Origin of the sequence: Nocardioides ganghwensis, assembly GCF_014779655.1 — a bacterium.
In the GTDB taxonomy this organism is placed as follows: Bacteria; Actinomycetota; Actinomycetes; order Propionibacteriales; family Nocardioidaceae; genus Nocardioides; species Nocardioides ganghwensis.
Genome location: NZ_JACXYX010000019.1, coordinates 51297 through 72225, shown reverse-complemented (window position 1 = coordinate 72225; position 20929 = coordinate 51297). Strand labels below are relative to the sequence as shown.

Sequence of the window (20929 nt, the reverse complement as noted above, 5' to 3'; positions counted from 1 at the left end):
CGATGACCGTCCTGTCGAACCGCCCGGCCAGCCGTCCTGCCGGACGTCCCGTGGGACGGGCGTCGACCCTGCGCGCCCCCGGCCTCGACTGGGTCCTCATGGCCGCCACGCTCGCGCTCGTCACGATCGGGACGCTGCTCGTCTGGTCGGCGACCTCGACCCGGGCCGACCTCACCGGCGGCGACCCCAACGCCTACCTCCGCAAGGAGCTCGTCAACGTCGCGATCGGCCTGGTGCTGATGGTCGCGGTGCTCGCCACCGACCACCGCTGGGTGCGCATCCTCGCCCCGCTGGCGTACGTCGCGAGCGTGGCCGGCCTCGTGATGGTGCTCGTCGCCGGCAGCACGATCAACGGGTCGCGCTCGTGGCTCCAGCTCGGCGGGATGTCGATCCAGCCGGCCGAGTTCGCCAAGCTGGCCGTCGTGGTGGGCATGGCGCTGGTGGTGGCCGAGCGCACCGAGCGCCGCTGGGGCCGGGGGGTGGGCAGCCTGGAGGTCGTCGCGATGCTGGTGATCGCCGCCGTGCCGGCGGTGCTGATCCTCCTCCAGCCCGACCTCGGCACCATGCTGGTGCTCACCGCGACGGTCTTCGGCGTGCTGGCGATCGCCGGCGCCGGACGACTCTGGCTCGCCGGCCTCACCCTGGCCGGCATTGCCGGGGCTGTCGGGGCGGTGGGGATGGGCGTCCTCAAGCCCTACCAGGTCGACCGGTTCCTCTCCTTCATCAATCCTGGCCTCGACCCGCGCGGGGCCGGCTACAACACCGAGCAGGCTCGCATCGCCGTCGGCAACGGCGGCCTGTTCGGCCAGGGCCTGTTCGACGGCTCGCAGACCCGCTCGGGGTTCGTCCCCGAGCAGCACACCGACTTCATCTTCACCGTCGCGGGCGAGGAGCTCGGCCTCGTCGGCGCGGGCCTGCTGATCCTGCTCCTCGCGGTCGTGATCTGGCGCGCGCTGGCGATCTCGGCGCAGGCCGACGACCTGTTCGGCCGCGTGGCAGCGGCCGGCATCGCCTGCTGGTGGGGCTTCCAGGCCTTCCAGAACATCGGCATGTGCCTCGGCATCATGCCCGTCACCGGCGTCCCGCTGCCGTTCGTGTCCTACGGCGGCAGCTCGCTCTTCGCAGGCATGCTCGCCCTCGGCCTGCTCCAGAACATCCACCTCCGCTCGGCCGGCCAGGTCCGCCGCTGAGTAGGCCGCACCACCGCCCGCGACGTAACCTTGAGGGTCGGTGCGGCCGCTGCGCCGCCCTTCCCCGCTCCCCACCATGCCCCTAGTCCTGTCGAGGTGTTGCTGTCATGTCCGTCGCGTCGGTCTTCCCCCGGCTGGAGGCTCGTCTGCCGTCGGTGCAGAAGCCCATCCAGTACGTCGGCGGCGAGCTCAACTCCGTCGTCAAGGACTGGGACTGCGCCGCGTCCTCGGAGACGGGCGGCCCCACGGTCCGCTGGGCGCTGATGTACCCCGACGCCTACGAGGTCGGCCTGCCCAACCAGGGCGTCCAGATCCTCTACGAGGTCCTCAACGAGCGTGACTGGATCCTCGCCGAGCGCACCTACTCGGTGTGGCCCGACATGGAGAAGGTGATGCGCGAGGGCGACGAGCACGGCCCGATCCCGCAGTTCACCGTCGACAGCCACCGCCCCGTCGGCGCGTTCGACCTCTTCGGCCTGAGCTTCTCCACCGAGCTCGGCTACACCAACATGCTCAACGCCCTCGACCTCGCCGGGATCCCGCTGCACGCGGTCGACCGTGGCGAGGACGACCCGGTCGTCATCGCGGGCGGCCACGCCGCGTTCAACCCGGAGCCGATCGCCGACTTCATCGACGCCGCGGTGCTCGGCGACGGCGAGGAGGTCGTGCTCGCGATCTCCGACATCGTGCGCGAGTGGAAGCTCGAGGACCGGCCCGGCGGGCGCGAGGAGCTGCTGCGTCGCCTCGCGGTCACCGGCAACATCTACGTCCCGCGCTTCTACGACGTGGCGTACGCCGCCGACGGTGCCATCGAGGCGGTCGTGCCCAACCGGCCCGGCATCCCGTTCCGCGTCCGCAAGCACACCCTGATGGACCTCGACCAGTGGCCCTACCCGGCCAACCCGCTGGTGCCCCTCGCCGAGACCGTGCACGAGCGCTTCTCCGTGGAGATCTTCCGCGGGTGCACCCGCGGCTGCCGCTTCTGCCAGGCCGGCATGATCACCCGCCCGGTGCGCGAGCGGTCGATCAAGACCATCGGCGACATGGTCGAGAACGGCATCCGCAAGTCCGGCTTCGAGGAGGTCGGCCTGCTCTCGCTGTCCAGCGCCGACCACACCGAGATCGGTGACATCGCCAAGGGCCTCGCCGACCGCTACGAGGGCTCCAACGTCTCGCTGTCGCTGCCCAGCACGCGCGTGGACGCCTTCAACATCACCCTCGCCAACGAGTTCTCCCGCAACGGCCGGCGCTCGGGCCTCACCTTCGCGCCCGAGGGCGGTTCGGAGCGGATGCGCAAGGTCATCAACAAGATGGTCAGCGAGGAGGACCTGATCCGCACGGTCGCGGCGGCGTACTCCCACGGCTGGCGCCAGGTGAAGCTCTACTTCATGTGCGGCCTCCCGCAGGAGACCGATGAGGACGTCCTCGCGATCGCCGACCTCGCCAAGCGCGTCATCGCGACGGGGCGCGAGGTCTCGGGTCGCAACGACATCCGCTGCACCGTCTCCATCGGCGGCTTCGTGCCCAAGCCCCACACGCCGTTCCAGTGGGCCCCGCAGCTCGACCACGAGGCCACCGACGAGCGACTGCGGCTGCTGCGCGAGGTCGTCCGCGCGGACAAGAAGTACGCCCGCGCGATCGGCTTCCGCTACCACGATGGCAAGCCCGGGATCGTCGAGGGCCTGCTCTCGCGCGGCGACCGGCGCGTCGGCGGGGTCATCGAGCAGGTGTGGCGCGACGGCGGACGGTTCGACGGCTGGAGCGAGCACTTCTCCTACGACCGCTGGATGGAGTCGGCCGCGACCGCGCTGGCGGACACAGGCGTCGACGTCGACTGGTACACCACCCGCGAGCGCGACTACGACGAGGTGCTGCCGTGGGAGCACCTCGACTCCGGCCTCGACAAGGACTGGCTGTGGGGTGACTGGGAGGACGCCCTCGCGGCCGCCGACGGCGCCGACATCGAGATCGAGGACTGCCGCTGGACCCCGTGCTACGACTGCGGCGTGTGTCCCGAGATGGGCACCGAGATCCAGGTCGGGCCCACGGGGCAGCAGCTGCTCCCGCTCAGCGTCGTCTGAGTCCACGCCCGGCGCGGGCTGGTTCCCCACCCGTTCGCGACCTACCGGTTCCGGCCGCTGGCCGAGCACGGGACGTGGCAGGGCCGCAGCGGCATCGTGCCGGCCCGATAGGGGTCGCTAGAGTTCGGCGCGTGAGCGAGCCCGACCTGGAGACCCTGCGCGACGAGGTCGACCTGCTGCGCCGCGAGCTGGCCGCGGCGCGAGCGGAGCAGGAGAAGTGGGGCGAGCGCGAGGCCCGCCTGCGCAAGTCCCGCGACCGTGCCGCCAAGGCTGCCGAGACGCTGTCGGCACTGCTCGCGGAACGGCTGCGTGGCGAGACGGCCGTGGCGGGTGCCGGTGAGCGGTCGTGGTGGAAGCGCGGCTCGACGACAGTCACGGCCGAGGAGGCCGGGCAGCTGGAGCTGATCCGCCAGTCGCCGCTCTTCGACGCCGCCTACTACCTCCGCAGCCACCTCGACGTCGCCCGGCGCGGGGAGGACCCCGGCGTGCACTTCCTGCGCCACTGGGACCACCCCTTCCGCAAGCCCAGCGAGGCCTTCGACATCGCCCAGTACGTCCTCGACCACCCCGAGGTCCTCGTCGAGCGAGTCAACCCGCTCGTGCACTTCCTCGCCTCGGCCGAGTCGGACGGCGCCGACGCCTATCCCCCGGCGAGCCGGTGACGGGCGGCGTGCAGCAGGAGGGGACGGGTCGGCTCGAGGACCAGCTGGCCGAGCGGCGCGCCGTCGTGGCCGACTTCCACGACCGGTGGGCGGGCTTCGTCCGGCGCTGGCGACGCGCCGCCGCCGACGGTCCGGACGCCGCCCACGCCCTCGTCGAGGAGGTGCTGCGCGACGGGCTCCCGGAGGGCGGAGCCGGGGGTACGCAGCCCCCCGAACGGGCGCGGGTGGCGGCCGCACGGGCCGTGGTCGCAGCGAGCGGCTTCCTCGACGCCGACGAGTACGCCGTGCGCCACCGCCTGCGGCGCGGCACCGACCCCTACCGCCACCACGTCGAGACCGGCTGGCGCCTGCTGCAGAACCCCAGCCCGCGCTTCGACCTCTGGTCCTACTGGGTCGACCACCTCGACCCGACCTCGGACGGCGCCGATCCGCTCCTGCACTGGCTGGTGGTCGGCCGCCACCTCGGCTGGGGGCCGGTCCCCGAGCCGCCGCCCGAGCGGACCCCGACCGTGCCACCGGCCGGCACGACGCCCCGTCGTCTCTGCCTGTTCGCGGCCTACGACGCGGACGGGGTCGTCGACGACTACGTCGTGACCTACCTCCGCGAGCTCTCCCGGCACGCCGACGTCTACTACCTCGCCGATGGCGTCCTGGAGCCCGGCGAGCTCGACAAGCTGGCCGACGTCACGGCGGGCGCGTGGAGCGTCCCGCACGGCGGCTACGACTTCGGCTCGTTCTCGATGCTCGCCCGCGACCTGGTGGGCTGGGACGTCGTCGACTCGTACGACGAGCTGCTGCTCGCCAACGACTCGTGCTTCCTGCTGCACCCGCTCGACGACGTGTTCGCCACGATGGACGCCCGCTCCTGCGACTGGTGGAGCCTCCAGGCCACGTCGATGGAGCACGACGAGAACTACTTCCGCGACGACTCGCCGATCCCGCTGGCCGAGGCCAAGCGGAGCTTCATCGGCCCGCGGCACTTCAGCGACGTGCGCTACCTGCACCTCAGCTCGTACTTCCTCGTGTTCCGCCGGCCCGTGGTCGCCGACGAGGGCTTCCGCTGGCGCCTCGACACGGTCGTCCCCCAGGAGGCCAAGGGCCTCGTGGTGCACAAGTACGAGATCGGCATCAGCCGCCACCTCACCGACGCCGGCTACGACTTCGACACGTGGCTGCCCGACCTCCAGCCGTTCCACCCGCTCTACTCCCGGCACGTGTTCGACCTCGTCGGGCGCGGCTTCCCGCTGGCCAAGCGCAACTTCCTGGGGGAGAACCCGCGCCGCGCGCCCGAGGTCGGCCGGTGGCGCGAGCGGCTGCGCGAGCTCGCCCCCGCGGCGAATGTCGACGAGATGGCGGCCAACATCGACCGCGTCACCGACCCCGCGCGGCTGCACGACGCGTACGACGTCGTCCAGGACCCCGCGACGGGGCGCCGGACCGTACGCACCTCCGCCCTGGCCGGCCACCCCTTCCGGCGGATGGACCGCGAGACGCCGTCGTTCGGCCACTGGTGGGCCTTCGCCGCGGGTCCCTCCGGTCGGCTCGACCCCGGGGTGCGGGCCGTGTTCGAGGAGGTCAGGGACGACCCGACCGTGCGCAAGGTCGTCCTCACCCGCACGCGCTCCCTGCGCGACGACGTGACCGGCAGCAACGTGACCGTGGTCCCGATCGCCACCCTCGACGGCCAGGAGGCCGTCGTGCGGTGCGGCGTGATCGTCGTCGCGGACCCCCTCGACGCCGCACTTCCGCACGCGCCCCTGCCGGCGCGGCACCGGATCGCGCACGTCGGCGCGCCCTGGGCGCCCGGTCGCGCTGCGCCGGACCTCGGCGCCGTCGACGCGGTGGCAGTGACCTCCGACCACGAGGCCGCGGCACGCCGGGTCGCCGGGCCGCACCTGGGCGAGGACGACGTGTGGCTGACCGGCCTCCCTCGCCACGACCTGCTGCTCGCCGACGTGCTGCCCGACGACCTGGCGCAGGCCGAGGCGCGGCTGCGGGCGCGTCTCGAGGGTCGCCCGCTGGTCGTGCTCACCGGCGACCGGCCCGCGGCCTGGTCACCGGACGACGTGGTGCGGCTGGGCGACTGGGCACGCAGCGCCGGGGTGGTCCTCGGCGTGCGCGAGGAGCGTCCGGACGCCCCGGCGGGGCTGACCCGGACGCTCGGGTCTCTCGGCCCGATCGGTCTCAGCGACCGCAGCGTCGTGGGTGCAGCTGTCGTGCTGCGGGCCGCGTCGGCGGTCGTCGACGACTCCGCGGCGGGCCTGCTCGACGCCCGCGCCGCCGGGCACGCCCACGTGGTGCACCGTCCGGGCGAGCCCGTCGAGCGGCTCCTCGACGACCTGTCCGCCGCGGCCGGCGCGGGCTGGCAGGCCGCACCGGGCACGTCCGACGACGTGGTGCGGCTCGACGGCGGTGCGACGCGACGCTTCGTACGCCGGGTGCGCGAGCGCGAGCTCGACCGGCTCTGACGGGACCCGGGCTTCCTCAGCCCGCCCCGGCGGACTCCTCCTCGGCAGCCCACTCGTCCACGGGCAGGTAGGTCCGCTTGATCGCGAGGACCACCCGCTCGGCGGAGTGGCCGTCGCTCGCGGCGTGGAGGGCGCGCCCCCAGGCGAGGTAGGCCTCGTCGGGTCCGTCGGCGACGGCGGCGTCGAGGGCCGCCCGGAGGTCGCCGACCGCGGCGGACCCGAGCGGGAGCGCGGCTGCCCGCGCCTGCTGCTCCGTCACGATGCTGACAGCCGGTCGCCCGAGCACCGCCCAGTCGGCCAGGTCGGCGGCGGAGCCGGAGACGAGCACGTCGGCGACGCGCCACGCGGTCTCCGGGTGCACCGGGAGCGGCGTCTTCGCGGGGTCGGAGACGAGGGTCTCGTCGGAGAGGTCCAGGAGCGGCTCGGGCAGCGATGCACCGGCGCCGGTCATGGGGCGTACGCCGACCGCGACGTCGGGGTGCGCGCTCGCCCAGGCGACCAGCACGTCGAGCTCGAGCGAGCGGTCCCAGGGCTCGACGACCACCAGCCGGCGGCCGGCGAGGACGCGGCGCAGCCGCTCGAGCTCGCCTCGGTGGGCCGGGGCGAGCGCGGCCTCGTCCGCGACCAGCAGGTCGATGCGCGGCGAGCCGACCTCCCAGACGCCCTCGGGGTCCACCTTCGGGAGTCGTGCGGCCGCCTCGGCACCGGGCGTCCCGGAGACCACGACGGCCCGCGTCAGGGCGTCGTCGAGCTCGACGGCGCTGGCGTCGCGCAGCCCCCAGGTGTCGCCGCTGCCGTCGAGCCCGACGTCCGGGGACGTCAGGCCCGTGGGCCGGCCGAGCTGGAGGAAGCGGTGGTGCCGCGGCGACAACGGGTGGTTGACGTCGCTGCGGGGGCCGACCGTGGTGAGGATGGTGCCCATCCGCAGGCCGTACATCTGCCCGGGCGGGCTCTCGGTGGCCACCCGGACGACGTTCTGGCCGGAGACGTCCAGGGGGCGCGAGCCCTCCAGCACGATCTTCTTCACCGACGGGTCGTCGCGCACGGCGTCGAAGACGGCGCGGACCGCGCCGCTGAGCAGCCCGGTGCGCGGGTCGACGGGGAAGCCCCACCAGTGGTCGAAGGAGGGCACCCACCGGTCCTCGTCGGGGAAGGTCTCCGAGCCGAGGGGCTCTGGCAGCACCGCGGTGCCGTCGGGGCCGGACCGGATGGCGAAGCTGCGGTGCAGGCTCCAGGCGGGGGCGATGCGGCGCAGGTTCGACTCCATCGCGTCGACGTCGGCGTCCGGGACGTGCTCGAGCACCCGCTGCTTCCACAGCCGCAGGTCGGGCGCGGAGAACGGGTTCTCGTAGAGGAACTGCCGCTTGAGCAGCGGGAAGCCGTCGGCCATCAGGTCGAAGGCCGAGGCCCGGTAGACCGGGTGGTAGGGCAGGATCCCGTCGACGAAGGTGGCGAGGTGGAAGCCGCCGAGGATGAGGTGGCGGGAGAACCCGATCTCGTACTTGAGGATGATCGCGGTCTTGTCGCGCTGCTTGGCGACGGTCTCGAGCCGGCGACGGAACTCCGGGTCGTCGAGCACGCGTCGGCGGTAGACGAGGAAGTAGGAGCCGACGTGGATGAAGTCGGAGTAGCGCCAGAGGTCCTGCTGACGCATCTGCTCCTCGACGTCGTCGAGCGACAGCGGGCGCCCGAGCGCCTCGTAGTCCTTGATGCCGAAGTCCTCGTAGGTGGCCTGCAGGCCCCACCAGTCGCACGCGGTGGCGTCCATCTTGGCGAAGACGGTGTCGAGCGGCTGCACGAGCCAGCACGAGTCGTTGGCCAGCATCATCTCGTCGTACTGGTCGATGACGTCCCAGCCGACGAGGTCGGTGGCGAGCATCGAGTAGGAGCCGAAGTCGTAGCGGCCGTGCCGGATCGCCCAGGCGCCCTTGGTGTAGGGCGCGAGCTTGTCCAGCTCGCCCTCCTCGAGCTCGCAGTCGGCGAGGTAGTAGATGTCGGCGAACCGGCTGAGGTCGGCGAGGTAGGACACCACGGTCGGGTCGACGATGCCGTCGACGTCGAAGGCGGCGAACAGGCAGACCCGTCGCGGTGAGCCCTCGGGCGCGGTCGGTGCCGGCAGCACCTGCACCTCCGGGAGCGTGGCGAGGCCGTGGCGCCGCCCCTCGAGCGCGTAGTGGACGACGGGGTTGACCTCGTCGTCCTCGGGGTCGAGGTGGGCGTTGGTGTAGTGCCACAGGTCGAAGCCGGGGGAGGGGTGCCGCATCTCGTGCCAGCCGCGCTCGGCGAAGTGGATCGCCTGCTCGGGACCGGTGCACAGGTGCCAGCGCAGGTCCGGGTTGTGCCACATGTAGCCGAACTCGTCGAACTCCCCGCTCGCGCGGATGACGGCGACCTCGGCGGCCAGGACCGCGTCGCGGTCCGGCGCCTCGGTGGCCTCTCCCTCGGGAAGGCCGTGCGCCATCGCCTCCTCGACCAGGCGGATGCGCTCGTCGTCGGACGCGGCGACCCACCGGGGGACGAAGGCGCGCCAGCGCGAGGAGAACTCGGCGAGGTCCAGCATGCCCGTCACAGGTGCAGGTCGCTGGCCGGGGACGCGGTCGCGTCGTCGTCGCGGGTCTCGCCCAGCCGGTCGTGGCGGATCGCGTGGAGGAGCGCGGGCAGGCTCGAGTCGGCCGCGTCGGGGTGGCGCTCGAGGTAGCCGGCGGTGCTGAACGACGGCCCCGGGTCGAGCCGCTTGGCGTTGCCGTGGCGTACGTAGTGCAGGGCGGGGCTCAGGCCGGCGCCGACGGCCTTGGGGTGGGTCCGCAGGTACCAGCCGCCGTCGAATGCGGGGCTCGCCTCGACCTCGCGCACCAGGTCGGCCTCGGGGTCGCCCGACGAGCGTCGGCCGACGAGGCGGCCCACGCCGGAGCCGCGCGACTCCTGGGCGTTCCAGTAGGCCTCCGACAACGTGGTCGCGAGGGCGTCCGAGAGGGTGTCGACCTGGTCGCGCAGCCGCGCGCGCTGGCGCCGCGCGCGCTGCAGGGCCTCCTTGGTGTGCTCGAGCTCGATCTGCCACCACTTGAGCTCGCGCCCGGACTGGCGCAGGGCCTTCTCGGCGCGGGCGAGCCTGGCGCTCGCGCCCGTCTCGTCGGTCTCGTCTCCCCGGTTCTCCACGGGGCAGCACCCTACCCTCGACCCGCAGTACCTATGCTGTCGCCCGACCTCGCACCAGCACCCTGGAGGACCCGGTGGCCGACACCTTTGACCACGTCGTCGTGGGCGGCGGCATCGTGGGTGCCGCGACCGCCTGGACCCTCAGCGAGCGCCACCCCGACCGGCGGGTGCTGCTCCTCGACAAGGAGCCGGAGTTCGGGCGCCACCAGACGGGCCACAACAGCGGCGTCATCCACTCCGGCATCTACTACGCGCCCGGCAGCCTCAAGGCCGACCTGTGCCGCGCCGGCGCCACCGCGACCGAGGAGTTCGCCGAGGAGCACGGCATCCCGTGGCGGCGCATCGGCAAGCTGCTGGTCGCGACCGACGAGCGTGAGCTCGCCGCGATGCAGGCGCTGGCCGAACGGGCAGCGGTCAACCGGATCGAGGCCACCGTCCTCTCCGGCGCCGAGCTGCGCGAGCGCGAGCCGCACGTGGCGGGCCTGGGGGCCCTGCACGTCGCGGCCACCGGCATCACCGACTACGGCATGATCAACCGCCGCCTCGCGACGCTGGTCGAGGAGGCCGGCGGGACGCTCATGCGCGACACCCGCGTGCTGGGGATCCGCGAGACCGCGCAGGAGGTCGTCCTGACGACCAGCCGCGGGGACGTACGCGGGTCGCACGTCGTCTTCTGCGCCGGCGTGCAGGCCGACCGGGTGGCGGCGATGGCCGGCCTCGACGTCGACTTCGCGATGGTGCCGTTCCGTGGCGAGTACTACGACGTACGCCCCGAGCGGGCCGACCTGGTCGACACGCTGATCTACCCCATCCCCGATCCCGAGCTGCCGTTCCTCGGCGTTCACCTGACACCTACGGTGGACGGGGGCCTCAACGTGGGGCCCAACGCGGTGCTGGGCCTGGCGCGGGAGGGCTACCCGAAGTTCTCCTTCGACCGCCGCGACTTCCGCGACATCGTGACCTTCCCCGGCATGTGGCACGTCGCCCGCGCCAACGTCCGCACCGGCGTCCGCGAGATGCGCAACTCGCTCTCCAAGCGCGGCTACCTCCGGCTGTGCCAGAAGTACTGCCCCGACCTGCGACTGGAGGACCTGACGCCGCGTGAGGCCGGTATCCGCGCCCAGGCGGTGATGCGCGACGGGTCGTTCGTGCACGACTTCCTGATGCGCGACACGCCGCGCACGCTCCACGTGGTCAACGCGCCGTCGCCGGCGGCCACCTCGGCCCTGCCGATCGCGGCCCTGATCGTCGACCGCGTGGACGGCGCCCGGGCCTGACAGGGGACTGACCGGAGAGGGTCAGACCTCGTCGTCGTCGACGCCCTGGTCGTGGGGGATCGGTCCGTAGTGCCGTCGCTCCCACCAGCCGAGCCCAGCGGCGCAGGCCGCGGTGAGCAGGTCGGCAACGACGATCAGCACGCGCGAGACGGCGGCGAGGGCGATGGCCTCGCCGGCCCCGATGGTCGGCGCGAGCGCCGTGACGATGATGACCTCGCGCACACCGGCGCCGGAGGGCAGCAGGAAGAAGAACAGGCCCGAGATCATCGCGATCGCCATGGTGCCGATGCACACCAGCAGGAACGACGCGCTGCCGTCGACGTCGGAGACTCCCCGCACCAGCAGCCACAGGTGCAGACCGAAGAAGCCGTACGACGCGACGGCCGCCGCGAGCGAGAGGGCCACGGCGCGGGCGCGGACGGGGTGGTCGCGCTGCGGACGGCGCAGGATCTTGAAGCCGAGGGCCACGAGCCGCTCGAGGATGCGGGGGTGCAGGCACACGACGCCGATCGGGAGCAGCAGGTAGAGCCAGACCAGGTTGCGGAGGTCCTCGTAGTCCCGGATGAAGCCGGGGAGCACCAGCGAGCCCGCGAGGAGGGCCGCGACGACGGCGACGGCGAGGGAGAACAGGGTGGCGGTGAAGATCCGCGCCCGCGCCAGGCCGGCGCGTCGCCCGAGCTCGATCTGGAGGAGATAGGCCCACACCGAGCCGGGGAGGTACTTGCCGAGCTGGCCGACCAGGAAGATCTGCGCTCCGCGGGCCACGCCGATCGGCTTGCCGAGCTCGTCGACGAGCAGCTGCCAGCTCCAGGTCGACAGCAGGATCGCGACGGGCAGCGCGAGGAACGACGGCAGCCAGTCACGCCAGGACAGCTCGGCCAGGGTCTCCTGCACGACCTCGTGGTTGGACCAGAGGGCGTACCCGGCGGCCACGACCACCGCGACGACCAGGAGGATGCGCGCCCAGTGGATGAGCCGGCCGCGCGTGGTGTGCGCGGGCTGCACTTCGGTGGACGTGACGGATCCCTTCGTCGGGCGGCCGCCCTGGGCGGCACCTGCTGGGGCGACGCCGCGGTGGGGGCGTCTGGGCAGCCATCTTGCCCCACCGGGGCGCGATGCGGCCAAAACGCGGCCCGTATATAGGGTTCGGGCATGGCTGAACCACTGCGCATCGCACTCGTCGGATCCGGGTCCATGGGCCGCAACCACGCTCGTGTCATCGCCACCGGTCCGCGGACCGAGCTGGCTGCCGTGATCGACCCCCACGAGGAGAGTGGCCGCGCCGTCGCCGACCAGTACGGCTCCGCGTGGCAGGCCGACCTCGACGGGATCGGGTCCTTCGACGCGGTCGTGATCGCCGCGGCGACCGAGGCCCACCACGGCCTCGCCGCCCAGGTCATCGACGCCGGCCTGCCGCTGCTCGTCGAGAAGCCGCTGTGCCCCTCGCTCGAGCAGTCCCAGGAGCTCGTCGACGCCTCCGCCGCGGCCGGCACCCCGCTCATGTGCGGCTTCCTCGAGCGCTTCAACCCGGCCGTCATGACCGCGATGCGGATGGTGGAGGCCCCGCTCTACGTGCGCGCCCAGCGCCACTCCCCGTACGCCCCGCGCATCAAGACCGGCGTGGCCTGGGACCTGCTCGTGCACGACGTGGACCTGGTGGTGCGCGCCTTCGGCGGCGAGCAGCCGGAGTCGTTCGACGTGAAGGTCGGCCAGTTCCACCCCGACAGCGTCGAGGGCGCGGAGGACATCGTGGAGGCGGGCGTCCGCTTCTCCGGCGGCGGCATCGCCTCGGTGTCCGCGAGCCGGCTCGGCCAGGTCAAGGTGCGCTCGATGGTCATCCAGGAGCTCGACCGGATGATCGAGATCGACCTGCTGCGCCGCGGGCTGACCAGCTACCGCCACTCGAGCATCGAGCCCGACGACGACTTTGTCGGCTTCCGCCAGTTCACCGAGATCGAGGTCCCCGAGATCGGGGGAGCCGAGCCGCTGGTCTCCCAGCTCGACCACTTCGTCGACCTGGTCGGCGGCAAGGTCGACGTCGACGCCGAGCGGGCGAGCATCCTGCCCGCGCACAGCGTCGTGGACGAGGTCCTCAGGACCCGGTGACGAACCTCGGGTCGGTCGGGTCGTCGAGGTCGACCCGACCGATCTGACGCGCCGGCACGCCGCCGACGATCGCGCGGGCCGGGACGTCCGCGGTCACGACCGCCCCGGCCCCCACGACGGCCTCGTCACCGATGGTGACGCCCATGTTGATGATGGCGCCGGCGCCCACGAAGACGTGGTCACCGATCGTGACGGGCTGGCGCTCCACCTCGGCGAAGCGGCGTCCGGAGACGCAGCGCCTCGCCGAGGAGTGGGTGTAGATGTGCACGCCGGAGGAGATGTCGCACCCCCGCCCGATGGTGAGCCCGCCCGAGGCGTCGATGACCGTGAAGGCACCGATCCAGGTGCCCTCGCCGACCGTCGGCTCGCCGACCACCCAGGCGTGCTCGTTCCACGGGTTGGGCGGCAGGGAAGCGCTCACCGGAGGCTCACTGGGCCCGGATCAGGTCGATCATGCCCTTGCGCACCTCGATGGTCGGCTCGAAGCCGAGCATCTCCTTGGCGCGGGTGATGTCGGCCGCGCGGCGGCTGGCGATGACGTCGCGCTCGTTGAAGATCGGCGTCACGTCGGCGTTGACGGCCTCGATGAGGATGTCGGCCAGCTCGGCGATGGTGGTGTCGATGCCGGTGCCGATGTTGACCGGCTTGTTGTCCTGCTCGGACTCGAGCGCCAGCACGACGGAGCGCGCGATGTCGTGGACGTGGATGAAGTCCATCGACTGCTCGCCCTTGCCGTCGATGACCGGGGGCTCGCCGTTCTTGATCCGGTTGACGAAGTGGTTGATCACCGAGGTGTAGTAGGCGGTGGTCTTCTGGCCGGGGCCGTAGACGTTGAAGAACCGCAGGCCGACCCAGGACAGCCCGCTGCGACGGTGGTAGAAGTCGAGGAGGTCCTCGCCCGCGCGCTTGGAGATGCAGTAGGGCGTCTGCGGGGACAGCCGGTCGTCCTCGTGCATCGGCAGCCGCTCGGGGTCGCCGTAGACCGACGCGGAGGAGCAGTAGACGAGACGGTCCACGCCGTGGTCGGCGGCGGCCGCGAACACGTTGTGGTTGCCGATCATGTTGATGTCCATCGACTCGTAGGGGTCGGCCTGGCTCTTGTTGATCGACACCGCGGCGGCGTGGATGACCTTGGAGCACCCCTTCATCGCCGCGTGGACGGCACCGCCGTAGCGCACGTCCTGGTCGATCAGCTCGACGTCGTCGCCGAGGGCGGCCACAGCCTCGCGGTCACCGCGGAACATGTTGTCGAAGATGCGGACCTTGTAGTCCTTCTCGAGCAGCATGGGAACGACGTGCATGCCGATGAAGCCGGCACCGCCGGTGAAGAAGACGGTTTCCTTCGAGCTCATCTGATGGATCTCCTCGTGGGTGTGGTTCGGGGCTCTGGGGCGTACGGGTGGGTGGGACCGGGCGGCGTGCCGGGTCAGCGGGTGCGCTGCGGCGCCGGGTGGGCCACGAGGTCGCCGAGGACCTCGAGGTGCCGTTCGGTCACCCGGTCGAGGGCGAAGTGCTGGTCGACGATCGCCCGGGCGCTCTCGCCGACGAGGCGGGTCGCCTCGGGGTCGTCGAGGGCGAGGTTGAGGCGCTCGGCCAGGCCGTCGACGTCACCGACGTCGCACATGAAGATGTCGTCGCCGTCGATCATCGGGATGCCGGGGAAGTTGTCGATGCGGCCCCATGCGACCACCGGGGTGCCTGCGGCCATCGACTCGAGGGTCGCGGTGCCCAGGCCGAGGCCCTGCTCGTGGCTCTCGACGGTGGCGGCGGCCAGCAGGTGCGGGATGTCGGCCTTGGGGACCGCGCCCAGGCTGTGCACGGCGTGGGCCACGCCGAGCTCCTCGGCACGCTTCTGGAACAGGTCGTAGTAGACGCGGCCCACGACGACGAGGCGGGCGTCGGGGTGCCGGGCGAGCACCGCCGGCAGCGCCTCGACCAGGCCGAGCCGGTCGCGCACGGGGATGACGTGCCCGACCGACAGGATGATCGGGGCGTCGGGACCCACGCCGGCGAGCTCGCGACCGCGCGCTGCGTCGCCGGAGCGGACCCAGACCGGGTCGACGCCCACGGGGATCGCGACGAGGTCGCGGTAGCGGCCGCGGTAGCGCTCCTTGATGTAGTCGTCCATGTAGGAGTCCATGACCACGAGCGAGGGCCGGGAGCGACGCAGGCGGGGCGCGACGAGGGTGGCGTCGAGGAAGCGGAACGCGTGCCGGTAGGTGGCCGCGGGGTTCTCGAGGCGCGTGTGGATGCTCAGCAGCACGGGGATGTCGCGACGCCGCGCGTAGGCGCCGGTGGCCCAGGTGAGGTCCATGAACTGGCCGTGCTGGTGGATGACGTCGGGCCGGAACTCGTCGAGCAGTGCGGCGAGCCGGCGGCGCAGCGAGGGGCGGGTGGCGAAGGAGATGTCGAAGGACACCGCCAGCCGGCTCTCCGGGAGCACGAAGGCGGGGAAACGCACGACCCGCACGCCGTCGCGCCACTCCTCGGCGGGGGCGTCCTGGTAGGCCGCCGTCACCACGAGGACCTCGTGGCCCCGGGCGGCGTAGCCGCGCGCCAGGGCGTCACTGAGGTGAGCGCTGCCTCCCACCCGCGGCGGGTAGAAGTTGTTCACCACGACGATGCGCACGTAGGGACCCCGATCGATTGCGCCGACAAACCGGTCCACCATAACGATCCTCGGCGTCGTGCTCCCAATCCGGCCGCGGCCCGCCGGGGGAGGTGCGGCGTACGCCATGGAGTAGCCTGACCGCCGCTCGGAACCAGACACGGGGAGGCCGTCATCGAGACCACGTCGCCGGAGCCAGCGGTGTCGGAGTCGCCGGAGTCGCCGGAGTCACCGGAGCCGTCGGCCGAGTCGCCGGAGTCGCCCCGGTCACCGGCCCCCGACGTGGGGCGACGGTCCTGGCGGATCTCCGGCAGCTGGCCCGACCGCCTCGAGGTGCTGCTGCCGCTGCTGGCGTACGCCGTCATCGTGCTCGGCAGCCTGTCGACCTCCTCCCTCGGCCTGCTCTCGGTCGAGGGCACCGGCGAGGGTGCCGACCAGTGGGGCACGTCGCTCCCCATCCGCAGCGACGAGTGGCTGACGCAGGCACCCATCGACCTGTCGGTGCTCGCGCACGGCACGTCGACGGCCCCGTCGCTCTCGCAGGACCCCGACCTGATCTACCAGATCTCCTCCGGACAGGTCGTGGAGTCGGTCCTGTTCCACGAGGGCAACCTGCTGCGCCTGGGGCCGTGGCTGCCCGACGAGATGCTGTTCTCGGCCTTCCGGGCGTGGTCCTGGCTCCTCCTCGTGCTCGCGCTCCCACCGCTGCTGCGTCGGATGGGTGCCTCACGGCCCCTGTCCTGGCTGGGGGTCGTGCTCGTCTTCCTCGCCCCGGCCTCGCTGTGGTGGTCCTTCATGCCGGTGCGGATCATGGCCTTCGCCGCCGCGGGCAGCTACGTGCTGTGGCTCGCGCGCGACCGGATGGTCGCCGGGCACCGGGTGACCGCCGTGCTCCAGGCCGGGCTCGCGGGCATCCTGCTCGCCCGACTGGTGACCTACTACGTGCCGTGGTCGCTCACCCTGGGCGTGCCCCTCGTCATCGCCACCGGGGTCTACCTCGTCGCGGACCGGGTCACGCGACGGCAGGCCCTGCTGACCGTCGGCGCGGGCGCCCTCGTCTCGCTGGCCGTGCTCGCCGGCACGCTGGTCGAGAACGCCGCGTCGCTGTCGGCCGAGCTCAACACCGTCTACCCCGGACTGCGGCGCGTCACCGGCGCGGCCCAGATGCCCGTCCAGCTCGTCGGCGGGCCGGCGCTGTTCGAGATGGAGGACGGGGCCGCTCCGACCCTGCTCAACCAGAGCGAGATCTCCTCCGGCTTCCTCGTGTGCGCCTTCTGGGCGCTGGTGGTGTGGCGGCGCGCGTGGGCGGGCGCCACCACGGCCCAGCGGGGTGCGATCGCCACCCTCGCCGCGGCCACCGCCCTCTGGAGCGCCTGGGCGATGTTCGACTGGGGCCCGCTCGGCGAGCACATCCCGCTGCTCAGCTCGGTGCTGCCGGTGCGCGCGGCGCAGACCGTCGGCTTCCCGGCGACGCTGCTGCTGGTCCTGCTGGTCTCCCGCCTCACCGGGGACTCCTCACGCCTCGCCGTCGCCGCCGCCGTCACGACCGGCGTGGTGACCGCCTACGGCGCCTCCGACGCGCGCCGGGCGCTGCCCGACCTCGCCACCTGGCAGGTCTGGGCGGCCGTGCTGGGCGTGTCGGCCGTGGCCTACGCCGTGACCCGCTGGCCGTCGCGCTCGTGGCCGGTCGTGGGCACCGCGGTGGTGTGCCTGGCCGCCGGCATCGACGCCAACCCCGTCGTACGAGGGGTGGGCGACCTGCGCACCAGCCCGGCGGCCGACGCCGCCCGCGCGCTCACCCAGCGCGCGGAGGCCGACGGCACGCTCATCGCGACCAACTCGATGGCCGCCAACGCGCTCCTCATCGCCAACGGCGCGCCCACCCTCACCGGCAACCAGGTCACCGGCCCGATCGTGTCCGAGTGGGAGAAGGTCGACCCCGACCACGAGTACGAGAACGTGTGGAACCGCGGGGCGAGCTACCTCTACGTCGCCTTCGACGGCGAGCGCGACGCGCCCTGGGTGGAGGAGGCGGCCCCGGACGTCATCGTCATCCACGCCCACCCGTGCTGGCTCGCCGAGAGCGACCTCGACGTCGGCTACGTCGTCGCGACCCTGGAGATCCCGGGCCGCTGCGTCCGGCCGCTGCGCACCTTCACCTGGAACGGCGGCACCCAGTACGTCTACGCCCTGCGCGACCGGGGCTGAGCACTGATCGGGGAGCCCCGGCCTGCCCAGGGCGAGCCGGGACTCCCCGCTGTCGTCGCAGGGGCGCTCAGGCGCCGGCGCGCACGGTCGTGTTGACCGCGGTGACGATGCGCTCGAGGGCGGCCTCGTCGAGCGAGGGGTGGACCGGCAGGGAGATGACCTCGCGCGCCACCTGCTGGGTGACCGGCAGCTCGAGGCCCTCGGCGTAGCGGGTGAGCGAGGCGAGCTGGTGGTTGGGGATCGGGTAGTAGACGCCCGAGCCGACCTGGTGCTCCTCGCGCATGGCAGTGACGATGCGGTCGCGCTCGTCGCCGTCGACCTTGATCGTGTACTGGTGGTAGACGTGCGTCGCGTCGTCGGCGACCGGCGGGACCACGACGCCCTCGAGGTGGGCGTCGAGGTAGGCGGCGTTCTCCTGGCGGACCTTGGTCCAGCCCTCGACCTTGGTCAGCTGCACGCGGCCGATGGCGGCGTGGATGTCGGTCATGCGGGCGTTGAAGCCGACGACCTCGTTGGCGTACTGGCGCTCCATGCCCTGGTTGCGCAGCAGGCGCACCATGCGCGCGATCTCCTCGGTGGCGCAGGAGACCATGCCGCCCTCGCCCGAGGTCATGTTCTTGGTGGGGTAGAGGCTGAACATCGCGAAGTCGCCGAAGCTGCCGACCTGGGCGCCCTTCCACGTGGCGAGGTGGGCCTGGGCGGCGTCCTCGAACAGGCGCAGGCCGTGCTCGTCGGCGACGGCGCGCAGCGCGTCGACGTCGGCCGGGTGGCCGTAGAGGTGCACGGGCATGATCGCCGCGGTGCGGTCCGTGACGGCCGCGCGGACGCTGTCGGCGTCGAGGCAGAAGTAGTCGGGCTCGACGTCGGCGAAGACCGGCGTCGCACCGGTCAGCGCCACCGAGTTGGCGGTCGCGGCGAAGGTGAACGACGGCACGATGACCTCGTCGCCCGGCCCGATGCCGGCGGCCAGCAGGCCCAGGTGCAGGGCCGAGGTGCCGGAGTTGACGGCCACCGTCGTACGCCCGCCCGCCACCGCGGCGCCGAACTCCTGCTCGAACGCAGCGACCTCGGGGCCCTGGGCGATCATGCCGGAGCGCATCACGCGGTCCACGGCGGCGCGCTCGTCGTCGCCGACGATCGGCTTGGCGGGCGGGATGAACGGGAGGGACTCGGCGGACATGTGGAGCCTTTCGGGTACGGACGGTGCAGTCGGTGCGGTCAGAGGTGGTCAGTGGGCCTCGAGGCGCGACAGCCACGCCTCGACGGGGGCCCGGAGCGGGTCCTGGAGGCCGGCGGTGTCGCGCGAGCCGTGCAGGACGACGGCAGCGAGCGGCTCGTGCTGGTCGGCCGGCACGCCGAGGCGGTCGAGCCGGTAGGTGTTGAGCCGCGCCGCGCGGGCGGGGACGCCCATGCTCACGACGAAGGGCGGCAGCTGTCGTGTCACGGCGGACTGCATGCCGATCATCGAGCCCTCGGGCACGGTCAGGCGCTGGTGCACGACGGTGCCGAGGCCGAGGTTGGCGCCGTCGCCGACGGTGACGTGGCCGGCGGTCACGACCATGGCGGAGACGGTCACCTCGTCGCCGATCCGGCCGTCGTGGTTGACGTGGGCCTTGGTCATGAAGAACCCGTCGTCGCCCACCGCGGTCTCGTGGGCCCAGCCGCCGCTGATGGTCACCATCTCCTTGAAGACGTTGCGCGAGCCGATGACGACGGGGTTGCCGTCGAACGGCTCCTCCCACGACGCGGTCATGTCGTGGCCGCGCACCTCGGCGGCGCCGCCGACCACGACGTGCGAGGCGAGGTAGTTGTCGTCGCCCAGGCTGACCCTGCCCTGGAGGACGCAGAAGGGGCCGACGACGTTGTTCTCGCCGAGGGTGACCTCCGGGCCGACGACCGCGGTGGGGTGGATCCGGTTGCTGTTGCCCACGTGCCTGCTGCTTCCGCGCCTCAGCGGCGTACGGCCGGGTCGGCGAGCACGGCGCGCAGCTGCTCGGCGACGTAGTCGAGGTCGTCGGCCACCAGGTTGGCGTGCATCGGCAGCGCGAACTGCGTGGTGAACAGGCGCGCCGACACCGGGCACACGTCCTGGGTGCCGTAGACGGGCTGGAGGTGGGAGGCGTACGTGCCGAAGTTGCTGCCGACGCCGCGCTCGCGCAGCGCCATGACGACGGCGTCCCGGTCCACCGAGTCGTCGGTGGTCACGAGGTAGGACTGGTAGGGGTGGGTGCGGTCCTCCGCGACGACCGGAAGGGCGATGCCCTCGACGTCGCCGAGGCGCTCGGCGTAACCGTCCGCGGCGGAGGTGCGCGCGGCGACGAGGGCCGGGAGCCGGGTGAGCTGGACCCGCATCATGGCCGCCTGCACGTCGGACATCCGGTAGTTGTAGCCCGCCATGTCGAAGGACGGCACGGCGAGCGCCGAGGAGCCTTCGCGGCTGACGGCGGGGGCGATGCCGTAGGTGTGCAGCTTGCGGGCCAGGTCCATCCGCGTGGCGTCGTCGCCGACCAGCGCGCCGCCCTCACCGGCGGTGATGCCCTTGCGGCCGTGGAAGCTGAACGCGGCCAGGTCGGCCAGGCTGCCCGCCGGGCGGCCCTTGTAGGTCGCGCCGGCCGAGCAGGCGGCGTCCTCCATCAGCCACAGCCCGCGGCTGCGGCAGAGCGCGGCGAGCTCGTCGTAGTCGGCCGGCTGGCCGACCATGTCGACGGCGATGATGCCCACGGTGCGTTCGTTGACCAGGGCGGCCGCGGCGTCGACGTCGATGGTCCCGATGTCGGGGCGGACGTCAGCGAAGCGCGGCGTGGCGCCGGTCCACATGACCGAGTGGCCGGTGGCGGGGAAGGTGTAGTCGGCGACGATCACCTCGTCGCCGGGGCCCGCGCCGAGCACCTGGAGCGCGAGGTGGAGCGACGAGCCGCAGTTGGAGGTCGCGAGCGCGTGGGCGGTGCCGGTCGCGGCGGCGAGCTCGCCCTCGAAGGCGACGCACGTCGGGCCTGCGCCGGACAGCCAGCCGCTGGCGAACACCTCGCGGAGCGCCTCGATCTCCTCCTCGCCGACGGTGGGCTGTCCGAGGGCGACCTGACGGGTGGCGAGCATGGAGGGACCTTCCGGATCACGGCCCGAGAGGGCCTGCGCATCGTGTGGTGTGACCGTCACAACCTAGACGGCGCCAC

16 protein-coding genes are annotated in these 20929 nt (G+C 72.6%); 7 read left to right on the top strand and 9 right to left on the bottom strand.

Translation table 11 applies throughout. The features are described from left to right. Positions 1-2: 2 nt before the first annotated feature. The 4 genes from rodA to IEZ24_RS18780 all read left to right on the top strand — a co-directional run bounded on the left by rodA (position 3) and on the right by IEZ24_RS18780 (position 6401). Positions 3-1190 (top strand): rod shape-determining protein RodA, encoded by a 1188-nt coding sequence (gene rodA / locus IEZ24_RS18795; RefSeq protein WP_129456546.1) that lies wholly within the window; start codon positions 3-5, stop codon positions 1188-1190. 107 nt (positions 1191-1297) lie between these two features. Next, on the top strand, positions 1298-3271 hold the full coding sequence (locus IEZ24_RS18790; RefSeq protein ID WP_129456547.1) for a TIGR03960 family B12-binding radical SAM protein: 1974 nt from the start codon (positions 1298-1300) through the stop codon (positions 3269-3271). Positions 3272-3402: 131 nt separating this feature from the next. Continuing rightward, the gene (locus IEZ24_RS18785) at positions 3403-3933 is read left to right on the top strand and encodes a hypothetical protein (RefSeq protein ID WP_129456548.1); all 531 of its coding nucleotides are present in this window, start codon (positions 3403-3405) and stop codon (positions 3931-3933) included. A gap of 8 nt (positions 3934-3941) precedes the next feature. Next, the gene (locus tag IEZ24_RS18780) at positions 3942-6401 is read left to right on the top strand and encodes a rhamnan synthesis F family protein (RefSeq protein WP_129456549.1); all 2460 of its coding nucleotides are present in this window, start codon (positions 3942-3944) and stop codon (positions 6399-6401) included. 16 nt (positions 6402-6417) lie between these two features. Here IEZ24_RS18780 and IEZ24_RS18775 read toward each other — a convergent pair whose 3' ends face one another. After that, positions 6418-8961 (bottom strand): rhamnan synthesis F family protein, encoded by a 2544-nt coding sequence (locus tag IEZ24_RS18775; RefSeq protein WP_224745559.1) that lies wholly within the window; start codon positions 8959-8961, stop codon positions 6418-6420. Between the two features lie 5 nt (positions 8962-8966). Beyond that, on the bottom strand, positions 8967-9557 hold the full coding sequence (locus IEZ24_RS18770; protein WP_129456551.1) for a hypothetical protein: 591 nt from the start codon (positions 9555-9557) through the stop codon (positions 8967-8969). Positions 9558-9631: 74 nt separating this feature from the next. Here IEZ24_RS18770 and lhgO point away from each other — a divergent pair, with 74 nt between their 5' ends. After that, complete coding sequence (lhgO, locus tag IEZ24_RS18765; RefSeq protein ID WP_129456552.1) at positions 9632-10834, top strand: L-2-hydroxyglutarate oxidase; 1203 nt, start codon at positions 9632-9634, stop codon at positions 10832-10834. A gap of 21 nt (positions 10835-10855) precedes the next feature. On the opposite strand, the gene IEZ24_RS18760 is transcribed toward lhgO, so the two are convergent. Then, positions 10856-11839 (bottom strand): lysylphosphatidylglycerol synthase domain-containing protein, encoded by a 984-nt coding sequence (locus IEZ24_RS18760; protein ID WP_129456553.1) that lies wholly within the window; start codon positions 11837-11839, stop codon positions 10856-10858. A gap of 147 nt (positions 11840-11986) precedes the next feature. Between IEZ24_RS18760 and IEZ24_RS18755 the strand changes: the two genes are divergently transcribed. Next, complete coding sequence (locus tag IEZ24_RS18755) at positions 11987-12940, top strand: Gfo/Idh/MocA family protein (protein ID WP_129456554.1); 954 nt, start codon at positions 11987-11989, stop codon at positions 12938-12940. Here IEZ24_RS18755 and IEZ24_RS22470 read toward each other — a convergent pair. The 3 genes from IEZ24_RS22470 to IEZ24_RS18740 form a co-directional block, all read right to left on the bottom strand. Further along, positions 12927-13361 carry an acyltransferase gene (locus IEZ24_RS22470; RefSeq protein WP_129456555.1) on the bottom strand — a complete coding sequence of 145 codons (435 nt, stop codon included), beginning with the start codon at positions 13359-13361 and terminating at the stop codon, positions 12927-12929. The genes IEZ24_RS18755 and IEZ24_RS22470 overlap by 14 nt on opposite strands. Positions 13362-13368: 7 nt before the next feature. Next, entirely contained in the window at positions 13369-14292 is a 924-nt protein-coding gene (locus IEZ24_RS18745) for an NAD-dependent epimerase/dehydratase family protein (RefSeq protein ID WP_129456556.1), read from the bottom strand. A 74-nt stretch (positions 14293-14366) separates the two neighbouring features. Next, positions 14367-15569: a glycosyltransferase family 4 protein gene (locus IEZ24_RS18740; protein ID WP_129456557.1), complete on the bottom strand. Its 1203-nt coding sequence runs from the start codon at positions 15567-15569 to the stop codon at positions 14367-14369. Positions 15570-15749: 180 nt separating this feature from the next. Between IEZ24_RS18740 and IEZ24_RS18735 the strand changes: the two genes are divergently transcribed. Further along, the gene (locus tag IEZ24_RS18735; protein ID WP_165356181.1) at positions 15750-17756 is read left to right on the top strand and encodes a DUF7657 domain-containing protein; all 2007 of its coding nucleotides are present in this window, start codon (positions 15750-15752) and stop codon (positions 17754-17756) included. Positions 17757-17823: 67 nt separating this feature from the next. On the opposite strand, the gene IEZ24_RS18730 is transcribed toward IEZ24_RS18735, so the two are convergent. Genes IEZ24_RS18730 through IEZ24_RS18720 form a run of 3 tightly spaced genes read right to left on the bottom strand, consistent with a single transcriptional unit; the run spans position 17824 to position 20852 of the window. Continuing rightward, positions 17824-18936 (bottom strand): DegT/DnrJ/EryC1/StrS family aminotransferase, encoded by a 1113-nt coding sequence (locus tag IEZ24_RS18730; protein ID WP_129456560.1) that lies wholly within the window; start codon positions 18934-18936, stop codon positions 17824-17826. A 48-nt stretch (positions 18937-18984) separates the two neighbouring features. Continuing rightward, positions 18985-19686 (bottom strand): LbetaH domain-containing protein, encoded by a 702-nt coding sequence (locus tag IEZ24_RS18725; RefSeq protein WP_165356182.1) that lies wholly within the window; start codon positions 19684-19686, stop codon positions 18985-18987. A gap of 20 nt (positions 19687-19706) precedes the next feature. Continuing rightward, the gene (locus IEZ24_RS18720) at positions 19707-20852 is read right to left on the bottom strand and encodes a DegT/DnrJ/EryC1/StrS family aminotransferase (RefSeq protein ID WP_129456562.1); all 1146 of its coding nucleotides are present in this window, start codon (positions 20850-20852) and stop codon (positions 19707-19709) included. Positions 20853-20929: the final 77 nt, after the last annotated feature.

What these genes read in the sequence shown, in the direction of transcription:
- rodA (WP_129456546.1), top strand. Translation starts at nt 3, where the DNA reads ATGACCGTCCTGTCGAACCGCCCGGCCAGCCGTCCTGCCGGACGTCCC.
- IEZ24_RS18790 (WP_129456547.1), top strand. Translation starts at nt 1,298, where the DNA reads ATGTCCGTCGCGTCGGTCTTCCCCCGGCTGGAGGCTCGTCTGCCGTCG.
- IEZ24_RS18775 (WP_224745559.1), bottom strand. Translation starts at nt 8,961, where the DNA reads ATGCTGGACCTCGCCGAGTTCTCCTCGCGCTGGCGCGCCTTCGTCCCC.
- IEZ24_RS18755 (WP_129456554.1), top strand. Translation starts at nt 11,987, where the DNA reads ATGGCTGAACCACTGCGCATCGCACTCGTCGGATCCGGGTCCATGGGC.
- IEZ24_RS18745 (WP_129456556.1), bottom strand. Translation starts at nt 14,292, where the DNA reads ATGAGCTCGAAGGAAACCGTCTTCTTCACCGGCGGTGCCGGCTTCATC.
- IEZ24_RS18730 (WP_129456560.1), bottom strand. Translation starts at nt 18,936, where the DNA reads ATGTCCGCCGAGTCCCTCCCGTTCATCCCGCCCGCCAAGCCGATCGTC.
- IEZ24_RS18720 (WP_129456562.1), bottom strand. Translation starts at nt 20,852, where the DNA reads ATGCTCGCCACCCGTCAGGTCGCCCTCGGACAGCCCACCGTCGGCGAG.